This is a genomic window from Salipiger sp. (assembly GCF_059781815.1).
In genome coordinates this window covers 2048-6762 of the sequence record NZ_JBYNAH010000262.1, presented here as the reverse complement: position 1 = coordinate 6762, position 4715 = coordinate 2048, and the positions used below count along the sequence as shown (strand labels likewise).

The 4715-nt window shown below is 67.3% G+C and carries 6 protein-coding genes; 2 read left to right on the top strand and 4 right to left on the bottom strand.

The annotated features are described in order from the left end of the window. Positions 1–54: 54 nt before the first annotated feature. The 4 genes from arsC to AC6RA4_RS22080 are packed head-to-tail and all read right to left on the bottom strand — an operon-like array spanning position 55 to position 2062. Positions 55–393, bottom strand: coding sequence for an arsenate reductase (glutaredoxin) (gene arsC, locus AC6RA4_RS22095; RefSeq protein WP_500163979.1), 339 nt, complete (start codon positions 391–393; stop codon positions 55–57). Then, a complete protein-coding gene (locus AC6RA4_RS22090) occupies positions 390–1448 on the bottom strand; it encodes a quinone-dependent dihydroorotate dehydrogenase (protein WP_500163978.1) in 1059 nt (352 codons plus the stop codon). Before AC6RA4_RS22090 ends, arsC begins: the two co-directional genes overlap by 4 nt. Further along, positions 1445–1783 (bottom strand): DUF952 domain-containing protein, encoded by a 339-nt coding sequence (locus tag AC6RA4_RS22085; RefSeq protein WP_500163976.1) that lies wholly within the window; start codon positions 1781–1783, stop codon positions 1445–1447. The genes AC6RA4_RS22090 and AC6RA4_RS22085 overlap by 4 nt, the downstream gene beginning before the upstream one ends. Before the next feature lie 60 nt (positions 1784–1843). Continuing rightward, positions 1844–2062, bottom strand: coding sequence for a putative antibiotic biosynthesis monooxygenase (locus tag AC6RA4_RS22080; RefSeq protein WP_500163974.1), 219 nt, complete (start codon positions 2060–2062; stop codon positions 1844–1846). 111 nt (positions 2063–2173) lie between these two features. On the opposite strand from AC6RA4_RS22080, the gene AC6RA4_RS22075 reads away from it, so the two are divergent. Then, positions 2174–2743 (top strand): TetR/AcrR family transcriptional regulator, encoded by a 570-nt coding sequence (locus tag AC6RA4_RS22075; RefSeq protein WP_500163972.1) that lies wholly within the window; start codon positions 2174–2176, stop codon positions 2741–2743. A gap of 145 nt (positions 2744–2888) precedes the next feature. Continuing rightward, positions 2889–4448 (top strand): bifunctional metallophosphatase/5'-nucleotidase, encoded by a 1560-nt coding sequence (locus AC6RA4_RS22070; RefSeq protein ID WP_500163970.1) that lies wholly within the window; start codon positions 2889–2891, stop codon positions 4446–4448. Positions 4449–4715: the final 267 nt, after the last annotated feature.

Here is a 4715-nt window from a genome sequence, read left to right as displayed (position 1 = left end):
ATTCACCCCCGAGGTATTTTTGAACCAAAGAAGACGGGGGCGTCTGGCTGGCGGTCAGAGCAGGTCGAGGACCTTTTCCGGGGGGCGACCGAGGATGGCGCGGGCGCCTTCGATTGCGAGCGGGCGTTCGATGAGCTTTGGCTGGGTGGCCATGGCGCGCAGCAGGGTGTCGTCGTCGGCGTCCTTGCTCAGGCCCATCTCGCGGAAGGCGGGCTCCTTCGTGCGCATCATCTCGATCGCGGGGAGGTTTAGGGCGGTCTGCGCCGCCTTGAGCTCCTCGTAGGACGGCGCGTCTTCGAGATATTTGCGGATCTCGGGGGTGACGCCTTTCGCCTCGAGCAGCGCCAGCGCCTCGCGCGATTTCGAGCAGCGGGGATTGTGCCAGAGGATCATAGCCAGTCCTCCCGGCCGGTGCCCACCGCCTCGGCGACGGAGGCAAAACCGTCGCGGGCCAGCAGCGCGTCGAGGCCGCGCACGATCTCAGGGATCAGGCTCATGCCGCCGAAGACCAGCGCGGTGTAGACCTGCAGCGCCGAGGCGCCGGCGCGGATCTTGGCATAGGCCTGCTCGGCCGAGCCCACGCCGCCGACGCCGATCAGCGGCAGCTTGCCCTCGGTCAGCTGCGACAGCCGCGCCAGCACGCGGGTGGATTTCTCGAACAGCGGCTGGCCCGAGAGCCCGCCCGCCTGCGCTGCGAAGGGCGAGCTGAGCCCCTCGCGCGAGAGCGTGGTGTTGGTGGCGATGATGCCGTCGATGCCGGAGGCCAGCGCCACCTCGGCCACATCCCTCAGCCCCGTCTCGTCGAGATCCGGGGCGATCTTGAGAAACACCGGGATCGGCTTTGCCAGGCCGTTGCGCGCTGCCAGAACGCCGGCGAGCAGCGCCGAGAGCGCGTCCTTGCCCTGCAGGTCGCGCAGCTTTTCGGTGTTGGGCGAGCTCACGTTCACCGTGGCGAAATCGAGATCGTTGCCGCAGCGCGCCAGCACCTGCGCGAAATCCGCCGCGCGGTCGGCGCTGTCCTTGTTGGCGCCGAGATTGAGCCCCAGCACCATGTCGCGCGGGCGATGCGCCAGCCGGCCGGCGATCGCCTCCATGCCGTCATTGTTGAAGCCGAAGCGGTTGATCGCGGCCTGCTCCTGCATCAGCCGGAACAGCCGCGGCTTGGGGTTGCCGGGCTGCGGGCGGGGCGTGGCGGCGCCGACTTCGACAAAGCCGAAGCCGGATTTCGCCAGCCCCGACAGCGCCTCGGCGTTCTTGTCGAAGCCGGCCGCAAGCCCCACCGGGTTGGCCAGCTCCAGCCCCGCGACCCGGCAGCGCAGCCGCTCGGAGGTCAGCGTGCCGGGGGCAGGGGCGAGACCCATCTTCAGGGCCATCATGGCGAGGCCATGCGCGGCCTCCGGGTCGATGCGGTGCAGCACCGTGAGGCCGGCGCGTTCGATCAGGCTCATGTCATGTCATCCGGAAACACATGGCCGCCGAGGCCGAGCGGCAGCGGGCGCGACCAGCGCACATCCGCGAGCCTCAGCGGACCATAGAGATGCGGGAACAGCGCTCCGCCGCGGGAGGGCTCCCATGTCAGTGCATCACCGAGCTCGTCTGCCTCGAAGGCGAGGATGTAGAGCCCGTCCACGCCCGCGAAATGCTTCGCGGCGGTTTCGCGCACCTGCTCGAGGGTGGAGAAATGGATATAGCCGTCGGCCACGTCCACCGGCGCACCGGTGGTCTCGGCCTCGGCCTGCAGCGCGGCCCATTCCCCGGACCTCAGGATTTTGTAGATCAGCATGGCCTCCAGATGACCGGGAACGCCCCGCCGGTCAATCCCCGGCGGGGTCGCACCCGTCTGTTACAGCCAGCGCCCGCAATGGCGGTGGATGCGGGGAATGATCACCCAGATCATCGTCGCGACGATGATCGGCACCATCACGAGGTTGCGCTGCCAGATCTCCCAGCCGGTGGTGAGCGGGGCGAGGGCATAGATCAACGCCGTCACCAGCGGGTAGACTCCGAGAAAGACGAAGATGGCGAGGCGGGTGCGGGACGGAGGGCGGGCGGCAATGGTCATGCGCGAGTCCTTGGTTGGGGAGGAATAAGAACGGAACGTATCGTTTCTATAAGGGCTGGTCTTGGGGCGTGTAAAGACGTAAGACGGGAAAAAAGACCGGATCCATCGCCAATGACCGCAAAACGAGCCTCCATCGGCGCCCGCCGCAACCCCGAGACCGAGGCCGCCGTGCTCGATGCCGCGGTCGCACTTGTCGAGGAAAAGGGCATCTCCGGGCTCAGCATGGAGGCGGTGGCGCGCCGCGCCCGCGCCGGCAAGGCCACGCTCTACCGATGGTGGCCGACACGCGGCGCGCTGCTGATGGCGGTCTATCAGCGCCAGAAGCGCATCGCGGGCTATCCCGATACCGGCACGCTCGAAGGCGATGTGAAGGGGTTCCTGGACACGCTTTTCGGTCACTGGAGCCGCCCCGAAGGGCGCATCTTCCGCCATATCATCGCCGAGGCACAGGGGGACGCCGAGGTCGGCGAGGCGCTGGAAGCCTACCGGCAGGACCGGCTCGCCAGTCTTTCCGAGCTCTTCGACCGCGCCACCGCCCGCGGTGAGCTTTCCTCCGAGGTGCCGTCGGCCGACATGGCGCGCGCGGTGATGGCGATGGCGTGGCTGCACCTGCTGGTCGACCGGCTCGACGCAGACACCGCCGGCATGGCGCGCACGCTGGTCCGCGGCTGGACCGTTTAGGGCCGGCACTCCGCCGCGCCCGGATTGGGCGGTGTCGCGCCGTTGTGACAGGCGGGCGCTACGTCAGGTGAAGCCGTGCTTTGACTCGCTCGCGGAAGCGTTGCAACACTTCTGTCATAATAACGCCCACAGAGAGGTTTCTCCGATGAATTTCCGTCTGCTGACCAGCGCCGCCGCGCTTGCGCTCACCGCGGGTGCTGCGAGCGCCGAGTATTCGCTGACCATTCTTCACACCAACGATTTCCACTCCCGGTTCGAGCCGATCAGCAAGTACGATTCGACCTGCGGCGAAGAGGACAACGCCGAGGGCAAGTGCTTTGGCGGGTCGGCCCGCCTGGTGACCGCGCTCGAGGACGCCAAGGCGCGTCTCGACAACTACCTGCTGGTGGATGGCGGCGACCAGTTCCAGGGCACGCTGTTCTATACCTACTACAAGGGCAAGCTCGCCGCCGAGATGATGAACAAGATGGGCTACGACGCGATGACCGTGGGCAACCACGAGTTCGACGACGGCCCCGAGGTGCTGCGCGGCTTCGTCGATTCGGTCGAGTTCCCGGTGCTGATGTCGAACGCCGACATCTCCGGCGAGCCGCTGCTCGCGGACGCGATCATGAAGTCGACCATCATCGAGAAAAACGGCGAGAAGATCGGCCTCATCGGCCTCACCCCGCAGGACACCGACGAGCTCGCCTCGCCGGGGCCGAACGTGATCTTCACGCCCCCTGCCGACGCGGTGCAGGGCGAGGTCGACAAGCTGACCGAAGAGGGCGTCAACAAGATCATCGTGCTGTCGCACTCGGGCTACAAGGTCGACCTCTCGGTCGCCGAGAACACCACCGGCGTGGACGTGATCGTCGGCGGCCACTCCAACACGCTGCTGGGCGAGATGGACGGTGCCGAGGGGCCCTATCCCACCATGGTGGGCGACACGGCCATCGTCTCGGCCTATGCCTACGGCAAGTTCCTCGGCGAGCTGAACGTGAGCTTCGACGATGACGGCAAGGTGGTTTCGGCCTCCGGCGCGCCGATCATCATGGATGCCAGCGTTTCCGAGGACGAGGGCACCAAGGCGCGCATTGCAGAGGCCGCCGCGCCGCTGGAAGAGATCCGCAACGAGGTGGTGGCCGAGACCTCGGACGAGATCAACGGCTCGCGCGATGTCTGCCGGGCAATGGAATGCCCGATGGGCAACCTGGTGGCCGATGCCATGCTCGACCGGGTCAAGGACCAGGGTATCCAGATCGCCATCGCCAATGGCGGCGGCCTGCGCGCCTCGATCGATGCCGGCGAGGTGACCATGGGCGAGGTGCTGACGGTGCTGCCGTTCCAGAACACGCTCTCGACCTTCCAGATCACCGGCGCGACGCTTGTGGAGGCGCTCGAGAACGGCGCCAGCCAGATGGAAGAGGGCGCCGGTCGCTTCCCGCAGGTCGCGGGCATGTCCTTCACCGTCGATCCCTCGGCCGAGCCGGGCAGCCGCATCTCCGACGTCATGGTCGGCGGCGAACCGGTCGACCCCGAGGCCACCTATGGCGCGGTGTCGAACAACTACGTCCGCAATGGCGGCGACGGCTACAAGATGTTCGTCAACGCCGAGAACGCCTATGATTTCGGCCCCGATCTGGCGGATGTGACGGCGGAATACCTTGCCGCCAACGCGCCCTACACGCCCTACACCGATGGCCGCATCACCGTGAAGGAATAACCCGTCACGCCGACAGGATCCCAAGGGGCGCGCGGGGGGACACTCCGCGCGCCCTTTTCATGTCCACTGCCCTGGTCCGGCGGGGCAGATCCCCGGGATCGGCGCCAGGCCGCGCGGTCCGGCCGGCCTCCGGCGGGAGTATTTTTGACGAAGAGAAGCCGGGAGCGCTCCCGCCCCGGGTTTCTTCTGGCAAGAAATATCCCGGGGGAGTCGCGGCTTGCCGCGACGGGGGCAGCGCCCCCAACGCCGCGAAGGACAGCCGAAATT